The following is a 1,648-nucleotide window of genomic DNA, read 5'->3' on the forward strand; positions in this document are numbered from 1 at the left end:
CAGCAATTGTGCGCGTTTGTCCGGCGTCAGCCAGTCGTCGCCGGGAAAGTCCCGGACCGCCATGAAGCCGATTCCGGAGGCTGCCGCCATGATCCTGGCGTCGGTGCGGTCGCGAGCGGGCGAGGGCGGCCCGAACAGGTCCGCAATGCCGATGGTTTCGATGTCCGCCGTCATGGCCTCAGTTCCACCCGCATCACCATAATCGATGACGTTGTATCAAAGCTTTTCAATTGACCCAATCGGTCCCGCCGCTACGGTGCCGCTTATTCTCTCCACCAATGGATCCGGGCGATGGCAAGATATGAGGGCGGATGCCTGTGCAAGGCGGTGCGCTACCGCACGGACGCGGCCCCCATCAACGAACGCATCTGCCACTGCCGGGTTTGCCAGAGGGCGATCGGTGCCGCCTTCAACGCCCGCGTGCTGTTTCGCATCGACGATTTGACGGTGGACGGGCCACTGGCGACGATAAACTCCTCGCCGGACCTCAAACGCGGCTTTTGCCCGAGCTGCGGCACGACGATGTTCTCCCGGCGCGATTCCGCGGGCATCATCGGCATCACCACAGCTTCGCTCGACGATCCCACAGTTTTCAAGCCGCAAATGCATATTTTCACGGCCTCGAAGCAGCCCTGGCTGATGCTCGATGACGGCTTGCCGCAGTACGAAGGCGCTCCGCCGCCAGGCTAGTTTTTCCTTCGTCCGCAGGGAGAGAAGGAAGAGCGTAACCATGACCAAAATTTAATCGAAAGAGACACGAGATAGCCGGCAAAGCGTCATTGGCGGGCCATCTTTGTCTCCCTATTTAAGGGGCGCGGGCACGGCATTCGAGGAGACGACGGATGAACGACAGCATCAGCACCCTGGATGAGCTTTTGAGCGATCCGATGGTCCTGCTTGTGATGGAGCGCGATCGTGTGCGCCCCGAACAGGTGCGCATGCTGCTCGAACGGGTTCGCCGGCCCTCCGTCGATGAACCTGACGTGCCGCCGGCGCATGTGATCGCCAGGACATGCCAGAAACTCTGGCTCTGCCCGTAAATCGCGTTGCGACTAATCACGTTGCGATTTTCCCTATGAATATCAAGCTGGCCCCAAGGTGGGCTGGTTTTGAATCGCGTGCATCCCGACACCAGCTTACAAATCCGTAAATTGATTATCCTGCCCATGACGATAAGGCTTGCCCGGGATTGACCGATACTGGTCGGTCCGCGCAAGTCCGATCTCTCATGCATGGAATTCGACATTGGCCGACATCTGCACTCAAGGCCTGGACACGGGCTTCGTCGGCCTGGGATTTGCCAAGGTGGCGTTCCTCGGCGTGGTGCAAGGCATCACCGAACTGCTGCCGATTTCCTCGACCGCCCATATGCGCATCGTGCCGGCCGTGCTCGGCTGGCAAGATCCCGGTTCCGCCTTCTCCGCTGCCATGCAGCTTGCGGCCCTTGCCGCGGTGGTCAGCTATTTCTGGAGTGACGTCAGGGATACTCTGTTTGGGTCGCTCGACGCACTGGCGCGACGCGATTTCGCTGACCGGCATTTCCGGCTGGCGCTCTGGATCATATTGGCGACGATCCCGATCGTCATCGCCGGCGTTGCGCTGTCGGGCGTGCTCAACGCCTGCAATTCGCCGCTGCGCAGCCTGACTG

The 1,648-nt window shown here is 60.6% G+C and carries 3 protein-coding genes; all 3 read left to right on the forward strand.

Features of this window, described 5'->3' with window-relative positions; translation table 11 throughout:
- Positions 1-291 precede the first annotated feature (291 nt).
- Positions 292-690, forward strand: coding sequence for a GFA family protein (locus EN935_RS35020; RefSeq protein ID WP_127374173.1), 399 nt, complete (start codon positions 292-294; stop codon positions 688-690).
- 152 nt (positions 691-842) lie between these two features.
- Positions 843-1,040, forward strand: a complete 198-nt coding sequence (locus EN935_RS35025; RefSeq protein ID WP_109669740.1) for a hypothetical protein — start codon at positions 843-845, stop codon at positions 1,038-1,040.
- Between the two features lie 205 nt (positions 1,041-1,245).
- A partial coding sequence (locus tag EN935_RS35030; RefSeq protein WP_281040396.1) for an undecaprenyl-diphosphate phosphatase occupies positions 1,246-1,648 on the forward strand: 403 nt, incomplete at its 3' end.

It is taken from the genome of Mesorhizobium sp. M7D.F.Ca.US.004.03.1.1 (assembly GCF_003998635.1).
Taxonomy (GTDB): Bacteria; Pseudomonadota; Alphaproteobacteria; order Rhizobiales; family Rhizobiaceae; genus Mesorhizobium; species Mesorhizobium loti.